The organism is Myxosarcina sp. GI1 (assembly GCF_000756305.1).
GTDB lineage: Bacteria > Cyanobacteriota > Cyanobacteriia > Cyanobacteriales > Xenococcaceae > Myxosarcina.
On the sequence record NZ_JRFE01000022.1, the window covers coordinates 210,432 to 230,200 of the forward strand.

16 protein-coding genes are annotated in these 19,769 nt (G+C 39.5%); 5 read left to right on the forward strand and 11 right to left on the reverse strand.

What is annotated here, in order from left to right; genetic code table 11:
* Nucleotide 1 precedes the first annotated feature (1 nt).
* The 4 genes from KV40_RS16325 to KV40_RS16340 all read right to left on the reverse strand — a co-directional run bounded on the left by KV40_RS16325 (nucleotide 2) and on the right by KV40_RS16340 (nucleotide 5,332).
* On the reverse strand, nucleotides 2-1,399 hold the full coding sequence (locus tag KV40_RS16325) for a hypothetical protein (RefSeq protein ID WP_036483632.1): 1,398 nt from the start codon (nucleotides 1,397-1,399) through the stop codon (nucleotides 2-4).
* A gap of 145 nt (nucleotides 1,400-1,544) precedes the next feature.
* Nucleotides 1,545-2,657 carry a glycosyltransferase family 4 protein gene (locus tag KV40_RS16330; protein ID WP_036483635.1) on the reverse strand — a complete coding sequence of 371 codons (1,113 nt, stop codon included), beginning with the start codon at nucleotides 2,655-2,657 and terminating at the stop codon, nucleotides 1,545-1,547.
* A gap of 21 nt (nucleotides 2,658-2,678) precedes the next feature.
* Complete coding sequence (locus KV40_RS16335; protein WP_036483638.1) at nucleotides 2,679-4,025, reverse strand: oligosaccharide flippase family protein; 1,347 nt, start codon at nucleotides 4,023-4,025, stop codon at nucleotides 2,679-2,681.
* Nucleotides 4,026-4,066: 41 nt separating this feature from the next.
* On the reverse strand, nucleotides 4,067-5,332 hold the full coding sequence (locus tag KV40_RS16340) for a glycosyltransferase (protein ID WP_036483641.1): 1,266 nt from the start codon (nucleotides 5,330-5,332) through the stop codon (nucleotides 4,067-4,069).
* A 753-nt stretch (nucleotides 5,333-6,085) separates the two neighbouring features.
* On the opposite strand from KV40_RS16340, the gene KV40_RS16345 reads away from it, so the two are divergent.
* From KV40_RS16345 to KV40_RS16355, 3 genes are all read left to right on the forward strand, one after another.
* Entirely contained in the window at nucleotides 6,086-7,339 is a 1,254-nt protein-coding gene (locus tag KV40_RS16345; RefSeq protein WP_036483643.1) for a glycosyltransferase family 2 protein, read from the forward strand.
* A gap of 112 nt (nucleotides 7,340-7,451) precedes the next feature.
* Nucleotides 7,452-8,009: a pentapeptide repeat-containing protein gene (locus tag KV40_RS16350; protein WP_052055692.1), complete on the forward strand. Its 558-nt coding sequence runs from the start codon at nucleotides 7,452-7,454 to the stop codon at nucleotides 8,007-8,009.
* A gap of 64 nt (nucleotides 8,010-8,073) precedes the next feature.
* Nucleotides 8,074-10,233 carry a tyrosine-protein kinase domain-containing protein gene (locus tag KV40_RS16355; protein WP_052055693.1) on the forward strand — a complete coding sequence of 720 codons (2,160 nt, stop codon included), beginning with the start codon at nucleotides 8,074-8,076 and terminating at the stop codon, nucleotides 10,231-10,233.
* Nucleotides 10,234-10,317: 84 nt separating this feature from the next.
* On the opposite strand, the gene KV40_RS16360 is transcribed toward KV40_RS16355, so the two are convergent.
* From KV40_RS16360 to KV40_RS16370, 3 genes are all read right to left on the reverse strand, one after another.
* Nucleotides 10,318-11,268 (reverse strand): J domain-containing protein, encoded by a 951-nt coding sequence (locus KV40_RS16360; RefSeq protein WP_036483645.1) that lies wholly within the window; start codon nucleotides 11,266-11,268, stop codon nucleotides 10,318-10,320.
* Nucleotides 11,269-11,592: 324 nt separating this feature from the next.
* Nucleotides 11,593-13,401 carry an ABC transporter ATP-binding protein gene (locus tag KV40_RS16365; protein WP_052055694.1) on the reverse strand — a complete coding sequence of 603 codons (1,809 nt, stop codon included), beginning with the start codon at nucleotides 13,399-13,401 and terminating at the stop codon, nucleotides 11,593-11,595.
* A 115-nt stretch (nucleotides 13,402-13,516) separates the two neighbouring features.
* On the reverse strand, nucleotides 13,517-15,355 hold the full coding sequence (locus tag KV40_RS16370; protein WP_036483649.1) for a tetratricopeptide repeat protein: 1,839 nt from the start codon (nucleotides 15,353-15,355) through the stop codon (nucleotides 13,517-13,519).
* A gap of 370 nt (nucleotides 15,356-15,725) precedes the next feature.
* Between KV40_RS16370 and KV40_RS16375 the strand changes: the two genes are divergently transcribed.
* On the forward strand, nucleotides 15,726-16,244 hold the full coding sequence (locus tag KV40_RS16375; RefSeq protein WP_036483651.1) for a hypothetical protein: 519 nt from the start codon (nucleotides 15,726-15,728) through the stop codon (nucleotides 16,242-16,244).
* Nucleotides 16,245-16,469: 225 nt separating this feature from the next.
* Nucleotides 16,470-17,249, forward strand: a complete 780-nt coding sequence (locus tag KV40_RS16380; RefSeq protein WP_036483653.1) for a pentapeptide repeat-containing protein — start codon at nucleotides 16,470-16,472, stop codon at nucleotides 17,247-17,249.
* Between the two features lie 9 nt (nucleotides 17,250-17,258).
* Here KV40_RS16380 and KV40_RS16385 read toward each other — a convergent pair whose 3' ends face one another.
* From KV40_RS16385 to KV40_RS16400, 4 genes are all read right to left on the reverse strand, one after another.
* A complete protein-coding gene (locus KV40_RS16385; protein ID WP_036483655.1) occupies nucleotides 17,259-17,837 on the reverse strand; it encodes a YdeI family protein in 579 nt (192 codons plus the stop codon).
* Nucleotides 17,838-17,890: 53 nt separating this feature from the next.
* Nucleotides 17,891-18,715, reverse strand: coding sequence for an inositol monophosphatase family protein (locus tag KV40_RS16390; RefSeq protein ID WP_036483658.1), 825 nt, complete (start codon nucleotides 18,713-18,715; stop codon nucleotides 17,891-17,893).
* Nucleotides 18,712-19,251 carry a thermonuclease family protein gene (locus KV40_RS16395; protein ID WP_216595626.1) on the reverse strand — a complete coding sequence of 180 codons (540 nt, stop codon included), beginning with the start codon at nucleotides 19,249-19,251 and terminating at the stop codon, nucleotides 18,712-18,714. Before KV40_RS16395 ends, KV40_RS16390 begins: the two co-directional genes overlap by 4 nt.
* 135 nt (nucleotides 19,252-19,386) lie before the next feature.
* Nucleotides 19,387-19,755, reverse strand: a complete 369-nt coding sequence (locus tag KV40_RS16400; protein WP_036483661.1) for a 2Fe-2S iron-sulfur cluster-binding protein — start codon at nucleotides 19,753-19,755, stop codon at nucleotides 19,387-19,389.
* Between the last annotated feature and the right edge of the window lie 14 nt (nucleotides 19,756-19,769).

Below are 19,769 nucleotides of genomic sequence, written 5' to 3' on the forward strand. Positions count from 1 at the left end.
TTTACTGAATCTTCAATTTTTGCTGATGTACGAGCTGTTCGGATTTAGAATAGTTTAAAGCTCGTTTTACTTGAGATTTATAGCTTTGACTAATAGCCGCACCTGCTACACCACCACAGGCGAAGATAAAGATAGGATTAAGCATGGCGTTGAACAAACTATCTACCATATACAAAATCGTGATTGTCAATATGGCAGCAGCAGGAGCAACTTTAGGATTAAACCAATGAACCGCAGGGTAGCGTCTGATAAAGGCGATCGCAGGTAAGAAAAAACTCAAAAATACACTTACTACACCTACTAATCCATTTCGTCCAAAGGCAATAATCCACAAACTATCAGTAATAGAAATATCAACTTTTTTGTTTTCCCAGTTATATTCATATATTCGACTTCTACCCCAACCGCCCCAGCCAAAAACTAGTTTTTCCCTAGCTTTATCTGTCAGCATTTCTTCATTATTAAATCTAAATTCTATAGATTCGATACGCTCTTCGGGAACTATTCCTGACAATGAATGAACTATTTGATCGGAAACATAAGTTTCAGTCAAACTATTTTGGGCTAAGTAAATAGTAATAAAGGCAATAAAAAATAAGATCGTAACCGAAGTACGAAATTGCCAGGCAACTAACATTACCAAGATGCCTGAAAATAGTAAAAAATATGCTCCAGTGGATTTAACTAAAATAAAAGTAATTAACAGTGCGGATACCAACCAGGAAATAGGAAATCTCCCAACTTGTCGAACAACATTACACTTCCAGAACCAGATACCGATAAAAGTAGCTGCCATCATCCACATGCCCACTTCCAGTCCGTGCTGCATAAATACCGATGGACGATACCCATCGTAACGAATTGTTTGAGCGAAAGAAAAAGGACTAAAACCATAAACTAGACGATGCAGTTGGGGACTCATCCTGATTTCATACAAACACAAAGGAACATAAACTAATCCACCTAAAAAAATGCCTGTTGCTAACTGCCTAAGTCCAGCCAAACTATTAATATATATGCGACCTAGAAAATAGGGAACGCCCCAGGTTACAGTTTGCATCAAAACCTCTGAAAAGCCATCGTAAAGTCCCAAGCCGTTAGTTACAGATGACGCAAGAGGACAGCAGCACCATACCAACATGGGCAAGTCAACCCAGCTAAATTTAAAGCTACGCAAACGATTGACATCATAAATAACTGTAGCGATTAAAATGCCATAGCAAGTGGCAGACATTTTGGTATAGTCGGGCAGTCCTGGTAGGGGAAATTCTTTTTGAGGCAAAAATAACCATGCCAGGATAAAGCCGATAATAACCGCTTGACGGGCTGGAAAACGGGTAAAGAAATAACAAATAAGCGGTATCCAGCCGAACATTACCAGGTAAACGAGAAAAGACATAAGACTTATAAAAGTAGAAAGTAAAAAGTAAAAAAAGTAGCAAGTAAAAAGTAAAAAGTAGAAAGTAGAAAGTAGCAAGTAGCAAGTAGCAAGTAGCAAGTAGAATATTTTGACTCGTTACTTATTACTCATTACTCGTTACTCATTACTTACATGCTATGGCACTAGCAGTAGACAGGCTAGAAGGCTGCTGCTTCTCGATCGCTCTTTGTAATGCAACTTCAAAAAGTGAAGTCGCATCCTGCCAACTATAGCTGCCAGCTTTGCTGTATGCCCGCTCGGACATAGATTGCCACTCACTATTAGATAACTGGCAGACGTGTTTAATTGCTTTTGCCATATCTAAAGGGTTGTCTGGCTCGACTAAAATTCCATTACCATCTGCTAATAGTTCGGGAGCGGCACCGCCAGGAACAGCAATAACTGGAGTACGACAAGCCATTGCCTCTAAAATAGGCAAACCAAAGCCTTCCTCACGACTACCAAACAACCAGGCATCACATTGTGCATAAATATTTTTAATCGTATCTTGGGATGGCTGTCGCACATATTTGCTATTAGGCGGTAAGGGCAATTCCGAACTTGGCTTAGAAACACCAAAGGCAACTAAACGTAGTTTGGGAATTTCTTTTTGTACTAGAGCAATAGCTCGAAGATTTATGTCGCAACCCCTCTCTATTTCTGTGGAATAAAGCATTCCCACTGTGGGAACTTTTTGTTTGCTACGAATAGGTGCATTAAACTGTTGGAGATCGACGCTATTGGGGACAAAGGAAAGATTGGGATCGCCGTATTTATCTCGCATCAGTTTGAGCAAAAATTGAGAAATAACGATTTTGTGCAGGGGTAGCTGATAAGTTGCCGCGCCAGCACCACCAAAAACTTCATGTCCTTGAACGAAATAGGCTTTGGCTCCTTTTTGTGGCGAAAGTTTGGCTACCCATTCGGCGGTATACCAAAACGTGGCGACTACTACATCGGCATCTGGTACGTCCTCATCTGCAAGCTGATGTCCTTGAGGAATAATTTTGTGGGGTACATCCAAATTGTCGAAGTGAGAGGGCAGATGTTTGGGTATATCGATCCATCCTTGTCCTTTTAGTAGAGAGCGAAACTGCTCTGTTAAGCTAGGCTGCTCGTGTGCTACCGAAACCACAAAAACTTTGTGTCCTCGCTGTTGTAAGAGTCGAGCGTAAATCGCTACAACCCGAATTCCGCCGCTAAGATTAACAGTAGGCAGTACAAATGTAATTTTCATTTTTTAAAATATCCCTATTTACTATAAAATTCTGTCTATGGGAAGTCCGAATCCCCAAATGTATCTGGCTGTCAAAACTACGCCTAGCAAGGCGAAAAGTACCAAAGTCGCCAGTATATCTTGCTTGAACGTAGATAATTTTTGGCGATATAAACCATAAGCGGTCAAGCCATAAAAGGGCAAATCGTTAAAGGCAATTACAATTACCGCGCCCAAAACACCTTGAAACTGAAATGCTAAAGGTAAGGCGATCGCCATATAAATAAACTTCAGTAAATTACCCCAGGCGACAAAATTTGGTTTACCAATGGCAAATAAGGCTTTATCGCTAGTAATCGACAGCATCAAGGGCCATAGACCTAGTGCCAAAATGGGCAAAATCCAGGCAGCTGGCTCGTATCTGTCGTCGTATAAAAAGGTAATTAGAAAATCGCCAAATCCAACCATCATGGTTAGTGCGATTGCCTGACCGAGTAAAATTAACCATCGTTGTTCGATAATTTTACGGCGCAATTGCTTACGGGGTAGACTGGCATATTTGACGATCGTAGGATATAAAACTCGAAAGCTGACTTTACTTACTATTTGTTCGGGAATATCGGCAAAGGTAAAGGCAATGATATAAAAACTTAGCATTTCTAGAGTAAAAAGTTTGCCTAACATCAGCCTGTCTATTTCTGAAGCCAAAAAGGTCATGGCAGTAGATATAAAGATCCATCTACCAAAGGAAGAAAGTTCTTTGACTGCTTCTTTATCCCAAGCAAAACGATTGGAAAATTTAGTGCTTAGTCGATGACTCCAGATTAACTCTGCGATCGCTGAAGTAAGAGTTCCCGCTACTAAAGCCCAAATGCTGGGGCTAAACCAAGCCCAGATAACTATAACCGTTAGCGTAATAATTTGTACTCCCAACTCAAACCTGATTACTTTACCCACTTCCATCTCACGCTGGAGAGTAGCAACATTGGTAGAGTTAAAGCCAGCTATAATTGAATTTAAACCAACTATTGGCAACAACCATTGCAGTCTGGGTTCTTCGTAAAACTGAGCTACTGGATAGGAGATTGCCAGACAACCAAGCCAGAGTATAAACCCCCGGATTATCTGAATTGTCCAGGCAGTATTGAGAAAAGCGGGATCTTCTCCTCGTTTATTCTGCATGATGCTGGGAACAATCCCAATATCGGAAAAGAGATTTAACCCCATGATAAAAACGTTGACCAAAGCCATTAAGCCAAATAGCTCTGGAACGAGTAACCGAGTTAAAATTAGATTGCTTCCCAATCGCAGGGTTTGACCAGTTCCGTAACCAAAAACAGTCCAAACGGTTCCTGCGATCGCTCGTTTTTTGAAAGTAGCTGATGACATGGGTAGTTGTGGGGTGTATGAGTAAAAAAAAGAATTATTGATTAAATAGAACTACTTACTGGTACTCGCTCGATCGCTATTTCTGTAGTTAACTGTTTGATTTGAAATTCCTGTTGTCTAAATAGTGCGGCTAATTTCTTAGCTTCGATCGCTACATCATGCTGACGAGCTACTTTTGCCGCTCCGCTGCGACCCATTTGACTCAGTTGCTCTGTAGGTAATTGCAGCACCTGACGCATCGCCTTAGTTAAAGCTGCTGCCGAACCAGAAGGAACTAACCAACCTGAAACTTCGGGTTCTACCAGTTCGGGTATTCCTGCGATATAGGTACTGACTACGGGACGACCCAAAGCTAAAGCTTCCATAATCACTACGGGCAAACCTTCGGCAAAACTAGCCAGAATTGTAGCTCGCGAATTAAGCATCTGTTGGCAGACTTCATCATTGTTTGCCCAGCCAGTAATGGTAATGCAATCGTGTAACTTATATCGAGCGATCGCGCTTTCAATTTGCGCTCTTAGTTCGCCATCTCCTACTAAAACCAGCTTAAATTTAATTCCTTCTAAAGCTAGCTGATGGGCTGCTTCTAACAATAATAAATGCCCTTTTTGTTCGTTTAGTCTGCCGACGCAAACTAACTGTGAAGTTTCTGGTACGGGGGTTATCTCTCGCTCGAAAAAGGAGCGGTCTAAACCACAGCGAACGATGTGTATCTTCGACCAGTATTGTCGATCGCACCAACGATAAAGCTGGCTCTGACAATAAGAACTAATGGCTACGACAAAACTCGCTCGTTTAATTTTTTCTTCTAAAGACAATATCACTGCGCGATCGATGCTTTCTGGTCCATGAACGGTAAAGCTGTATGGCGGTCCTCCTAAGACGCGACACAACATGGCTACAGCGGTAGGATTGAAGGCAAAATGGGCATGAAGGCGATCTATACCTGCATCTGTCACCCAACCTAGCAGTACACAAGCTTCTGCTAGATAAGCTAAATGAACTAAAACTCCCCGATCTTTATGCCAACCACAGGCGATCGCTAACTTGGTTGCCATTAAAAATCGTCTGGGTCTAGTTATGGCTACCCGCAATAAACCTACAAGCAAACCAACTATGCCTACTTCTAAGACAAATCTAGTCTTGGCTAACTCTAACTTGTCAGCGCGATCGACTATTTCAGAAGGAGAGCGGCGAATCGAAAATCGAAAAACTTCAAATCCCTCTGCTTCTAGGGCTTGAATTTCTCGTCGTATAAAACTATGGCTAACCGCAGGATATTGATTTATTAAATAAGCAATTTTCATCACGAAATATTAGTAATAGTTATTATTTTTAACTACGTGCTTAATAGTTATTAAATTAAAAGATTGATACCAAACATCGTAACCGATGATTTTGTATATTTTAGTTGTATAAAAATTATATAAAGTTTTAATTTTACAAGTCGAAACTGCAAAGCTACTGATTAATTGACTTTTGCATAATTCAGGTAAAAATACGAATAAAGCAAATTAAAAAAATTTATCTAGCTTTTAAAAACCTATTATTTGGCGGAATTCATATCGATTTTGTAAAGCTTTAAGTATATGCCGCAAACCCATCATTTATCTTGAATTTAATATATTTCGAGCATTAATTGCCGACATATTTTACAAACACTTTTTATCGAATCTTCATTTGAATGTTCAAAAAAATATGTCTTAATAGAAATACAAACCAACCCTATCTATCGAATACGAGCAGCTATACAGTTATTTTTTGGCTAGGTAGATAAACTTTGTCACCTATAAAGTGTTTAACAAAAAACAAAAATTAAAACGCCATACGTATATTACTTAAGCAAAAACTTTGGTGAGAGCTTTTAAAGCCAAATTAAGACAAGAGAATGAAAAATATATTTTTTTGCCGATCTCATGTCTATATATTGTTTGTTTGACAAATTTGTTTGGCAAAATCTAAAAACCAAAAGTTAATTTTAAATTAACTAAAAAGCAAGCGTTTTGGTTTACTTCAAACGCAAAAACATTATTGTAATTACTATCTATATTTATAAGTAAATGAATTTAAGTTACACACAATTAGTATCGGTAGAGCATATTTATATTTTGCTTGCCTTAGCATTATTAATACCGATCGCGGTTTTATTTATTGAATGTCTGGCTGCTTTGTTACCCAACCAAAAACAAGTTGACCTAAAGGCAGCTAGTTTGAAATCACGACCAAAAGTTGCTGTATTGATTCCAGCATATAACGAGGAAGCCTTAATTGGAAAAACTCTTGCTTCGGTGCTGCCTCAGCTAACCAAGCAAGACGAACTAATAGTCATTGCCGACAATTGCAGCGATCGCACGGTAGAAATAGCAAGAGAATATACTGCTACAGTAATCGAACGAAAAAATACCTCTCATAGAGGAAAAGGATATGCGTTAGACTGCGGCATTGAGTTTGTTAGCAAGCTTCCCCCAGAAGTTGTGATAATTCTCGATGGAGATTGTATTATCGCGCCAAACACTATCGAACACCTTACAAGACAAGCGATCGCTACGGGTAGACCAGTTCAAGCTACTTACTTAATGGAACAGCCAGATGAAACCAGTCTCAAAGACCGTATTTCTATGTTTGCTCTGACGGTCAAAAACTTCGTACGTCTGCTTGGTTTAAATCGTCTGGGATATCATTGCCTACTTACGGGTTCGGGTATGGCTTTTCCCTGGTCAATTATTAGTCAAGTTCCACTAGCTGACGATAATTTAGTTGAGGACATGCAGCTTGGTATAGACTTAGCTATTGCGGGGTATTCACCGCTATTTTGTTCGACAGCAAAAGTAATAGGTGCTTTGCCTCGCAGAAGCCAGGCTGCTACCATTCAAAAAACTCGCTGGGAACACGGTCATTTATCTACTTTACGCACTCAAGTTCCTCGTCTACTTAAAGAAGCATGGATGCAACGACGTTTAGATTTAGTTTTTATGGCATTGGATCTATCCGTTCCTCCTCTATCTCTTTTGGTTACTATTTGGTTCGTGGTGACAGTAATGGGAATAACCGCAGGAATTTTACAAGGACAGTGGAACCTTGGTATTTATCTGACAATCTTTGAAGGAATACTCTTAGTCGTGGCTATTTTGGCAGCCTGGGCTAAATTTGGTCGTCAAATACTTTCTTTAAAAGCTTTGTTAAGCATACCTGTCTATGTCTTTTGGAAGCTTCCTATATATTTTGCTTTTTTCAATCAACCTCAGCAGCAATGGATTCGGACAGAACGAGAGGTTCCAAACAGTCAGCTTTCAAAAAGTACCGCCAGAACTTAATTGGTTTTTATCGATCGAGACTATTAACAACACTTCCGACATCGTATATCTCTTTTCGTCTTTTCAATAGTCAAAAATTTAAACTACTATTTTAAAACATAATAAATTATCGATGAAGCAACATATAGAGCAGTTATTTAAAAAATATATAGTCAATAATAAAAATACTGACGAAAATTTGTTTTATGTTAACGATTTAAGTAAAACTAGTTTGATAGAAGCAGATTTAGAATCAGCCAACTTCAACAGATTTAACTTGAGAGAGGCAAATTTATCTAAAGCTTTTTTATATAAAGCAGATTTTGGTTATGCCAACTTAAAAAAAGCAACTTTTAAAGAAGCCCAAATGTGGTTTGTAGATTTAGGACAAGCTAATTTAGAGGAAGCTAATTTAGAAGAGGCAAACCTCAAAAATGCTTATTTATGGAAAGCTAATCTATCTTTAGCTAACTTACAAAAAGCTTATTTAAAAAATGCCAATTTAGTACAGGCAAATCTTTGGCGGGCCGATTTAAGATATGCAGACCTTAGAGGAACCAATCTTCAAGGAACCATTTTAAAAGCAGTACGTATAGACAGAGCAAAATATAACCATCAAACTATTTTTCCCAAAGATTTCGATCCAATTAACTCGGGAATGATGTTACAAAAAAATGAAGTTACAATTTAACTACATATTTATTTTCTACAAAAGTTACGCCTTACTTGAAAAAATCTAAGTTATATATAAAAAAATGCAAAACTTACTTAATGATTTTGAAAACGAACCAATTGCTCCAGTTCAGCAGGGATTTAATTTTTCTGGTTTATTAAAAACTGTCAAAAGAAATGCTTTACCTATTGCAGGAATTTCTGGCGTTATAACTTTGGTTACTTGGCTCGCCAGTTCTACTCTACCTACCTATAGTGGCGATTTTCAACTCTTGGTAGAGCCAGTGACATCAGAAGCGAAATATTCTGAGCCTAGCACTCTTACTAGTTCTAGTAAAGCAGGAAATGTAGGTTCTTTAGAAATGGATTACTCTACGGTAATCACAATTTTAAAAAGTCCTGCAATGCTGGCTTCTATTGGCGATCGCGTGCGGCTTCAGTATCCATCTTTTACTCAAAAAGAACTTCGAGATAATTTAAAAATAAAAAGACTTAACATAGAAGACGAAGATATGTTAGATAGAACCAAAATTATCGAAGTAAGCTATGAAGATTCAAATCCCGAATTGGTGAGTTTGGTTTTAGATGAAGCTGCCCAAAAGTATTTAAGTTACTCTCTTGAAGATCGCAAAAACGAAATTAGTCAGGGTGTTGAATTTATCGAACAACAACTGCCAGAACTAAATCAGCGTGTAAGTAATCTACAAATAAAATTACAGCAATTAAGAGAACAAAATAAATTTATCGATCCCGAAGCTAAAGGCGAAGATTTACTTAAAGAAATCAATAATGCAAATTTGCAGTTTTTACAAACTCAAAGTGAATTAGAACAGCAAAAAGCACTAAAAAGAAATCTAGAGCAACAATTAAATATGAGTCCTCAAGAAGCGACTCAAGCACTCACCCTTAGCGAAAGTCCTAACTACCAAAAACTTTTGGACAGTTTAAAGACATTAGAAATTGATATTTCTGCCAAAACAGCGTTATTTCAAAACGATAGTCCTCAATTACAAACGCTGTACGACGAACGCCAAAAGCTGCTTACTTTATTAGATAGAGAAACCCAGCGCATTTTAGGACAGAGCTATAATAGCAAACTCCAAAATTCTCCTTTGCTGAAATTTCAAAGTTCAGTTAATTCAAATATGATTCAGCAGCTAGTGGCAGCTACAAATCAAGCAAAACTATTAGAAATTCAGCTTAGTTCTTTAGCAAGCCTTAAAAGTAAGCTAGAACAACAGTCACAGCAATTACCCAAAGTATCTCGCCAATACACTGAAGTTAAAAAAGAATTAGCTATTGCCAGCCAAACTTTAGAGCAACTTTTGACTCAAAGAGATGCTTTAAGAGTTGAATTAGCACAAAGTCAAGTTCCCTGGGAAATCGTATCTTCTCCTCAATTATTAAGTGATGCTACAGGTAATCCCGCTCCGCTTCCTGGAGACTCGGAAAAGAAACTAATGATGCTGTTTATGGGCAGCTTGTTTTTGGGAGTTGGAACTAGCGTTGTTTTTGAAAAATCTCGCGATATTTTTTATAGTGCCGAAGATATTGTAGAGCAGGTAGATTCACCTCTTTTAGGTGTGATTCCTTTTAATAGCGAAGACGAGCGTGAAGAGGTTAATTCTAACTATTCAGTTCTAGATGCTTTTGACTCACTCTATGCAAACATTAAGTTGCGTTTCAACGACCGACAAATACATTCGTTGATAATATCTTCTGTATCGGAAAAAGATGAAAAATCTGCTATTGCACTACTTCTAGCCGAAACAGCAGCAGCAATGGGTCAAAAAGTCTTACTCGTCGATGCCAACTTCCGCACTCCTAGTATTCATTACAAATTAAATCTTGCTAATAATACAGGATTGAGCGACTTGCTTTGCGAGCAAACAGATTTAGATTTTAATGATTTTATTCAGCGAGATCCCCAAAGAGCAAATCTATTTGTGTTAACTTCAGGAGAAGTATTGCCAAATTCAACCAGAATGCTGGCTTCCGATCGCATGCAAAATTTAAACCAAAAGTTTCAGGAAACGTTCGATCTGGTAATTTACGATACGTCAGCTTTTCTTACTTATATGGACACTAGCTTTTTAGCCGCTCATGCAGATGGAATTATTATGGTTGTCAAAGTTGGACAAACTCAAAAGTCTTCAGTAATAAAAGCCGTAGACCAAATTGAGAAATTTCAGTTGAAAAATCTTGGAGTAATTGCCTTAGACAGTGAAAAGCAAGATTTATAGGCTCTAGGCGAAAGACAAGGGACTGGAGGACTGGGGGAAGTCTCTAGCATAGTGAAACTCTTAGTCTCTCAGTCTCCCATAAAGCTACTTTTTCTTCGAGCCAAATAAACCACCAAAAAATCCATTACTATTAGATGAATCAGATTTATTTTTCAGATTTGGATTGGTAGATTTAGATTTATCTGTATTTTTGGTTAGCTTTTCTAATTCTTTTTTACTTTCTAGAGCTACAGGATCTTTGGGGTTTGCCTGACAAGCTTTATTGATATGTACTTTTGCCATTGTTAGTTGTCTTTGCTGAAGATATGCCTTACCCAACAAAGCGTGAATCGAACTGTTCTGAGGTTCTATTTTAAGTGCGTCTCGAAGTTCCGCAATTGCTTCTAAAATACTATTTTTTTCCAAATATTGTTTGGCGCGACGTAAATAAGAATCGACAATCGATTCAGCTGTTGTTTCCTCAGTTGGAGATTGAGTAGGGTTTTTTTGAATCTTTGTCGGTGCTGGTTGTGAAGCACTGGGTTTTGGTTGTTGTCGCTTTACTTTCTCTTCTCGGCTAACATCGCGCTCGCACTTAAGCATCAAATAAACTAGATTGAGTTCGCTCAATAGCGCAATATTTTCCGATACTTGCTCTAACGATTCATATTGTTTTGCAGCAAGACTTTTTAAATGGCGATCGTATATAGTCTCTAATTTATCATTTGCTTGAGCTAGCTCTTTAGCAAACTCGTTAGATATGGCGATTTGGTCTTTTTTTTCTGCCAAACGTTTACCTAACTGAGTTAAAACTATTTGATGTTCGGCAAAAGTATTTTGACGAGATAATTTTTCGTAAGCTGGATTGACTAGCTTGGATAAAATTTCACTAGCTAGCTGTTTATTGCTTTTACAAGTATCGGGATGTAATTTTTGGGCGATTTTTAAATACCTCAAACGTATTTGTTTGGCATCTGCATCCAATGACACCGCTAAAATTGCATGATAGTCGGTTATTTTGAGTTTGAATAGCCCGTTTTCGATCGCAAAGGACATAGAATTTAGTAAAAATTAATTTAGATCGGTCAATAAACTTAATCGTGATATTCTTATTGTTCCCTTTATTACAATGGATCGAACAATTGGGTAAAAATTAAGCTTGGCGATCGCTATATCAATGAGCAATGAGTAATGAACAATGAGCAATTAAAGAAATTAACAGATAACAAGTAGCGCGGCGATCCTCGCCGCCGTTCGGAGAACGTCGGGACGCTCCAGCGTCCGTTTCTACTTAAGTTTTTGCTTCATAGACAAAGTGAATACAAGCAAATTGCTACTTGCTACTTTTAATTGTTCATTGACAATTGTTGAAAAGATAATTCAATCTAATTTGTAGCTTTCTGCCTGTAGTTGAAACATCTGCGAATATAAACCAGAACGAGCCATTAGTTCGCGATGGGAACCTACTTCGACGATGCGACTTTGTTCTAAAACTACAATGCGATCTGCTAACTGTACCGTAGAAAAACGATGGCTGACAAAAAAGGTCATTTTACCTGCGGTAAGAGCGCGAAATTTGGCAAATAGCTCGTATTCGGCGATCGCATCGAGGGCGGCAGTGGGTTCGTCTAAAATTAGAATTGGAGCATCGGTCATAAACGCTCTTGCCATACCGATTTTTTGCCATTGTCCCCCTGAAAGATCGATTCCGCCTTTAAACATTTTGCCCAAAATAGTTTGATAACCCCGTTCCAAAGAAGCAACTACTCGATCTGCACCTGCGGCTACTGCCGCTCGTTCGATAGAGGCGAGATCGTCTCGCCGCGATAGATTGCCAAAACTGATATTATCTTTGGCACTAAGTTGATAGCGGGCAAAATCTTGATTTAGTACCCCAATATTATCGCGTAACTCGCTTAGGCTTATTTGCTGTAAGGGAATACCGTCAAGGATTATAACTCCCGAACTGACATCATAAAGACGAGTAATTAATTTTAAGAGAGTAGTTTTACCCGCACCATTCAATCCTACCAAAGCAATACTTTCCCCAGGTTTTACCTCTAAATTTAAGTTACGTAATGTAGGTTGAGTTGCTCCAGGATAGGTAAAGGAAACATCTTTTAAAACCAAACCCTGGCGTATGGGTTGGGGGAAAGATAGGGGACGAACGGTATCGATTACTCGTGGCTTTAGGCTCAAAAACTCAAAGTATTGCGAGACATAAAGATTAAATTCGTACACCCGAGCCAAACTTTCTAAAATACTGGGAAAAACCTGTTGTGCTTGACTAAAAGCACCAGTGTACATAGTGAAGTCGCCTATAGTAATCTCTCCTCTAATGGTTTGAACCAAAGTCCAACCATAGGCGAAATAAAACCCCAGATTAACTAAAATTCCCGAAATACCACGCATTTTGGTGTATTCAGCCGCGATCGCCGCAGATTTGCGATTAAAATCGGTGCGAATGTTCTGCCACTGTTCTAGTAGATGTCTGGCTAAGTTAAATAAACGAACTTCTTTGGCAAAAGCGCGATCGGTTAAAACATGCTGTAAGTAATCTGATAATCTACCGCTTTCGGTTTCGCGGCGCATCATCCAAAAGCGTCTACCCGAATAGACAATACTCGTCCAGAAAGCAGGTAAAGAAGTCAGCACCAAAAGCGGCACGATTGCCCAGTTAAACTGTAGCAGTAAACCTAAAAGACTTATTAGAGTTATTCCCTGTCCGAACAGAGAATTTAAGACTTCAACTACTCTTTTAGGATAGACGCTACCGCTGTTTTGAGCGCGATTGAGAGTGTCGTAAAATTCTGAAGATTCAAAATGAGTTAAATCCAAACTTGCCGCTCTTTCTAGCAATACTTTATTCGCATGAAAGACAAAGCGATCGTTAAAAATTTGCGCGATATAGAGATTGGCTTGTGTCAAAATACTTTGCAATAAGCTCAGCCCCAAGCGCATTAATACTAGCTTGACTAAGGGTTGCCAAACAAAATTGCTATTGCCCCAATTAGCAACTACTAAATCGACGATCGCTTTATTGACTAGCAACATGAGGGCAGGTAGTAAAGAGCTACAGGCAGTTACTCCTAAAGAAAGTAACAAGTATCTGGGTGTAGCTTGCCAAACTAGGCGTAATAGTTGAGGGGCATTAACTAAAATGTCTCGCAGTCGTCTTTTAGCAGTCAAAATCTTTTATAGTGCGATCGAACCAAATTAAATGTAGCGTATTTGGTAGAGGCAAAGCAGCGCCTTGTCCGTACGGGAAAATTTTTAAAAGCTATTGAATCTAATGCCAATCGAATTATCTTTGCCGATACTCTGCTAATAACTCTGGTACGTAGTCATAACCATCTACGCCGATTAAAGCTATAATTTGCGATCGCTGTTGCTGTAATAAACTATTAAACTCTGCCTCTCCGATTTGTCCTTGTAAAATTGTCAATAAACCAGCAGCCTGTCGCCACTCTGTAGAGTTAATCTGTTTGAGAAGATACATTCCTACGCTGCCAAAACCCACTGCATTGGCACGATTTTCAATCGTATAGCAAGCCTCAGCCATATAGGAAAAACTCAGTCCCTGTAGATAGACATCCTTTGAATATTGCGCTAACTCTGCACCTTTAGTCAGAGCGGCGCTCGCTTCGGTGGGACGAGTTAAAATTACGTATGCTATACCCAAACTGCTATAACCAAAAGCCTGACTTTGAAAATCCCCCTGCCAATCGGCGAGTTCTACGCCTCGTTCTAGATACTGAATGGCTTCACTGTAAACTTCAGAGTTTATGCTATCTAGCTGACGCGCTGACAAAACCTGACTGTAACCTAAATTTACTAGCGCATTAGCTTCACCTAATTTATCTCCTACCTGTCTCGCTAAAATTAAAGCTCTTTGACTAGAATTAATCGCTTCGCTATAGTCTTTCTGATTGGCATAAGTACGGCTAAGATGATTGAGATTGGCTATTTCACAGTCAAGATCTTTAGCCTGTCTAGCGATCGCCAAAGCTTCTTCGTGAAAGATTGCTGCTTTGGCATACTGTCCTACAGTTCTTTGGGAATAACCAAGTAAAGTTAAAATACGAGCTTTTTCAGTAGTTTCTGCCGCTTGTTTGAGGGGTTCGTCAAAATATTCTAAAGTGTTTTGTAAATATTCTCCTGAAAACGAGACAAATACACCGCTATAAAGAGGAAAATCATCCCGTCGGGCAAAAGTTCGTAAAATTTGCAGCATCATTAAAAAACAACCCCGTGCTAATTTCCCTCTACTGTTAATAAGCATCTGCCATAGCTCGCACCAAACAACCGCAAAAGTCAAAAACGTACTGTAAGAAAGCTGTTTGCCAAACTTAGAGTTATAAGGCTGTTTGTCAAACCAAGTAACTAAGCCTCGCTGCAAATATTGCAGCAAAACTGCTAGTTCCACCCAGGCTTTTAATTCTAAATTGTTCGCTACTTGTCCGATATTAGTTAGAGGTTGACTTTGAGCCAAACACTGAAATAGCTGTTTTGGTAGCAGACTATCTACTTTTTGCGACCAAGTGCGCCAAGGGTTGGGTTTTTCGGCACCAAAGCCACTAAAGCGACTTCCCGAATCATAAATCCAGCTTATTAAATCTGGTTCTATAGCTGTAAAAGATTGCACACCCCGCTCGATACCAGCAGCTAACTGCTGTAAATCTGAGGCTAACTGACTATCGGTTTCTCGCTTTGCTGCTGAACTTAGCTCTTGCCCTAGTTTTGCTAATTTATCTTGATTTAGAGGTCGCTCTCGGTTGGGATCGAGCGCTTCAACCATCGCCTGAAAGTATTGCTCTCTTTCTGCTGCTAAAATTTGTTCTACAGCGGTAGTTACCTCTACAGTGGCTTGATTTTCCTGTTGCCACCTCTGCCACTGTTTTTCGATTGTTTCTAAAGCTTTCAAAATTCGCGTTGCCTTGAGCTTAGAAGCTAACTGAGTTTGAGTTGTGCTAATTCTCTGCGCCAGACAGCGTTCAAATATTTCTCCCGTACCTACCTCTACTGACTGTAATAACATTCTATAGACTCGCTCTGTAGAGGCAATTTTGCCTTTAAGAGTATTGTCTACAATGCGATCGATTAATTGAAAATAGCGATCGGATAATGATGTTGGTTCGGACACGATATTAAATAAATTAAAATTTTCCCGACTCGAACTGCTGGCTTTTAGTTAGTTTAACTATACATTAGTGCCAAATTAAAAACTTATTGTAGCGTAGCTTCAGTAACTATTGACTATTGACTATGGTGATTATAGTCAAATTAAATATCATATTTACTGAGAGCGAGTGAAGCGAGCGCTCAAAGCTTAACTGATATCGTTTCTTATTCAATAGTTAAAGAAGAAAAAAGTTTAGCAATTACTTCAATCCAAAAATTTAATTGATATTAATGATTTTACTATTTCAACTTCTACCCAACTTTAAAGACTAGCCATTTTAGCTATCTGCTCGTTTAATAATAGGTGTAGATAGAATATATGGTTAACCACGATGAAAATTATCGAACGCACTATTCGTACCTCTACTTTAGTTTCTCTACCCGCAATTTTATTTTTAACTTTCTCTCCTAGCGAAGCTACAGCCAGAGATTATCGAGCTTCCAGAGGTGACTTTAGTAGTTGTGCTTCCAGTTTGGTGGCTGATGGTGTTGCTGGAGAAGCAGCAGCGGTCGCCTGTGCGGACGCTTTAGAACCACAACAATTATCGGCTTGTGTCTCTGATATTCAGAGTAATACAGAGATTGCTGTTGAAGATGCTCTTGCAGGATGTTATCGAGTTCGCAGACCAGAAGAGTTATCCAGTTGCGTCATCGATATCAGCGGTAATTTAGAAGATGCCAAACCAACTGCCGCACTCGATAATTGCCGTCGCTCTTTGTTACCAACTCGCTATGCTGACTGCACTTTGGGCTTACAGAGCAATATTCCCGATTTATCTGTAACTGAGGCAATGGAAACCTGCATTAGTGCCGAATATTTTCCTAGCGAATTCTATCCACAAGTGGAGTAAACTTAATTTCATTTATCATTTAACATTTATCAATGAGCAATGAGCAATAAATTTTGATTGCTGAATTTGAGGTCGGTAAATGAAAGATTGTTCATTGTTCACTGTTCATTGTTCATTGTTCATTGTTCACTGTTCATTGTTCATTGATTGGTCACAGATTACTGGTCACTCTTAATTTGAGAGGTTATGATAGCGGGGTCTTCGCGCTCTGATGAAGTAAACCTTATGAAATTGACAATTGTAACTGCGATCGCAGCATTATCAGCTACAGTATCCTTTCCTACTCAAGCAGAAAACCTCAGCGATCTCAATCAACTACTCAGTACTAAAGAGTGTTCTGAGTGCGAGCTGAGTAGCTCTGGTTTGGTGATGGCAAACTTAGCAGGAGCGCAGTTACAACAAGCAAATTTAGTCAGTGCCAATCTTAGTCAGGCTAATTTGATGGGTGCGGATTTAAGCGGTGCTAATCTAACTGGTGCTTCTTTAAATGGTGCCAATTTGACGGGGGCAAATTTAACTGGAGCAATTCTCAACGGTACGGATTTGCGAGATGCCTACATGGGCAATACTACTCTTACCAATGTCGATCTCGATGCTGCTTATGTAGATGGAGTTAAAAATTTAGCAGATACTGCCGCCACTCCAGAACAGTTTCATCGTTGGGGTGTCAGAGAAGCAGAACTAGGCAATTACGATGCGGCGATCGCTCATTATCGAACGGCAATTCGTCTCGATCCCGAATTTGCCCCCGCTTATTTGGGTTTGGGAATAATTCAATATCAATTCGATAACGAAACTGCGGCGAGAAAAAATGCCCAAATTGCCTCCAAGTTGTTTAAAACTCAAGAACACAAATTAGGCTATCAAACAGTACAGAATTTTCAGCAAAAAATGGACTTTATTCGTGAGGCAGAAGCCAACGCTAGAGAACGAGAACAGGGTGCTTCCAACGTTGGTAAATTTATGGGTGGAGTCGGTTCGCTACTGTTAAAATTGTTACTTTAAAAACGACAATTAATAATTGGCTCTAATATTTTGCGCGGCTTTTTCGACTGTTTCTAAAATACGCTTGGCACGAGTTTCTGGTTTTTTGGCATTTTTAATCCATTCCAAAATACCTCGTTTAGTTGAGGGTGGAAAAGCATTAAAATTCATGTTTGCTGCTCGATCTGTTGAAAGAGCTATTTTTAAATCTTCTGGCAAGATAAGTGCTTCAACATCATCGAGAAATGACCAAGAACCATCTTTCTTAGCGCGATCGACTTTGGTTAATCCCGCAGGCTGCATCAAACCATTTTTAATTAAGCGATCGACTCTTTCCTTATTTGCCTTCGACCAGTTGCTACCTTGTCTACGAGGAGCTAGATAAAGCATCGTTCGTTTTTCGTCGAGCTTGCGCGGCAAACTATCTACCCAACCAAAACAAAGACATTCCTCTACTATGTCATTGTAAGGTAGGTAATATTGATGATTTTTTTTATAAGTCACCAACCAAATACCTTCAGTTTGCAGATGTTTTTGTTGCAGCCAGTTTCTCAAATCTTGTCTAGTTTTGACTATAATTTGTTTGGCATTTTCAACAGGCTTCACCATTTCTTAGTATTTAGTTAAAAAATCGAGAATCTTTTTTATTCTTCTCTTTAAAACTACTTCCAACTAGACAAAGCAGGTGTTTCTAGTAGAGCTTGACTCAAATTATCGTGCAGCGCACCGTTAGTTGCTAAAATACGCCCAGAATTAAGCTCGAACGGACTGCCATCGTAAGCTGTAATTGTACCACCTGCTGCCTCGACAATAACCACTCCTGCGGCAATATCCCAGGGGCTGAGTCCTCGTTCCCAATAACCGTCGTATCTGCCACAAGCTAGCCAAGCCAAATCGAGTGCAGCACTACCCAGACGGCGTACGCCTTGGGTAAGGTGAGTTAAATGACAAAACTCAGCATAGTTGTTATCTGAGGTTTCGCGGCGATCGTAAGCAAACCCCGTAACTAGGAGGCTATTGGCTAATTCTGAGGTTTGAGAAACTTTTATCGGACGGCGATCGCAGGTTGCAGGCAGTCCTTTAGCAGCCCGAAATAGCTCGCCACTCAAAGGATTGTAAATGACCCCAACGCTAGGAACGCCATCAATTAACAAACCCACTGACGTTGAAGCGATGGGCAAACTGTGAGCGTAATTTGTCGTACCGTCGAGGGGATCGATCGCCCAAAGATATTCACTGTCGCTATTGCCTAACGCTCCCGACTCTTCAGCTAAAATTTGATGTTCGGGTAGATGACGGTGCAATACTTTTAAAATTTCGGCTTCTGACTGTTTGTCGGCTTCGGTAACTAAATCGCCAGATCTTCCTTTTTCTTGAATATCTTCTAATTTACCCCGCAGAGATTTTAAAACCGTTCCTCCTGCTAGAGCAGCTTCGGTAGCGATGTCTAAAAAAACTTGCAGTCGATCGAGATTGGGTTGGTTCATGATGGGGAATATTGAGAGCGAAATTGGCTTGGTGTTTGTCGCAGTGGCTGTTGGGGGTTCCAAATACCATACCCCAGCAAACGAGCATATTCTCTGGCGTTTAAAAAACGCTGGCTATATTTGTGGGAATAGCTGGTATTGGCTAAAACATAACCTTCTTTAACTAACTGTTCGCCAACCGATATATTATTATGCCAGACATGAGCCAGCAGGCGATCGAAACTATCTGTATTTCGCTCCTCTAATTCCAGTTGGACTGTCTCATCTGCTATTAGTTCGGTCAATCTTTGTTTGGCGGCTGCTCCCCAGGGAGATTGTCTTAAGTCTGGTGCGTCGATCCCGATAATTCTGACTTTAGTTGTCTGAGAACTATTCTCTGGTGCGATCGCTACAACTTCTAAAGTCTGTCCGCTAACGATTCTTTCAACTTTAGCGGAGATTAAATTAGAGTTGGTTGGCTTTAAACTACAGCTAAGTAGCAAAGTTGAAAAAATAATTATGAGAAAGACACGTTTCAAAATGTCAACAGGATTCAAAATAAAATATACTTTCTTGGCGAGCGTTCCCATGCGGAGGAAACCTCAGGCTCCGACAGGAGCGAGCCGTTTAATAGTAACAGACAAAACGGCTCGGCGCGGGTGCGCCCTGGGTCTCGCCGCTTTCTACTTATTTCAGTCTTCATCCAAAGGTAACCCAAATCTAACTTTTCCCCTGGCAAAATAGCGACCGAATTGAAGTTCGTAAACTTCGTCTTCGTCTTGGGTTTCTACTTCCAAATCCGAACGAGGATAACTAACGCATAACAAAGCATAACCGCGTTCCTTCAACTTTGGCGATAGTCCCATTGCTTCTGGTTGATATATTTCCCCCGATAAAATTCGTACCGCACAGCTAGTACAAGCACCATTACGACAAGCAAAAGGTAATTCTTTCCCTTGTTTTTCTGCCGTTTGTAAAATGTAGCGATCTTCTGGTACTTCTACTGTATATTCTTTGTCTTTAGCGCGATCGCGAATTTTAACCTTGTGATAGTTACTCATTAAATTTTTATCTT